The following is a 210-nucleotide window of genomic DNA, read 5'->3' as shown; positions in this document are numbered from 1 at the left end:
CCCTGCTCCAAGCGCTTGGCGAACAGACACAGCCCACTTCCGTCCCAGGCCAGGATCTTCAACATGTCGCCGCGCTTGCCCCGGAACACGAACAGCGCCCCGGAGAAGGGTTAGGTGGCGCGCCACCTAACCGTTCTTATGCATCGGGTGAGATTTTGTGGCGGAGCCGTCCTCGTGCCAGCCGGGGTCTGCCAAATCTGGAATCCTCCG

Annotated in this window: 1 pseudogene; it reads right to left on the bottom strand. The window is 62.9% G+C overall.

The annotated features are described in order from the left end of the window. Positions 1 to 98 (bottom strand): annotated as a pseudogene (gene tnpB / locus AC0L2U_RS34830) (IS66 family insertion sequence element accessory protein TnpB); the annotation flags it as partial. Between the last annotated feature and the right edge of the window lie 112 nt (positions 99 to 210).

The organism is Mesorhizobium sp. WSM4808, assembly GCF_055811675.1.
The sequence above is the reverse complement of the archived record's forward strand: the minus strand, read 5'-3'. Positions and strand labels throughout refer to the sequence as shown.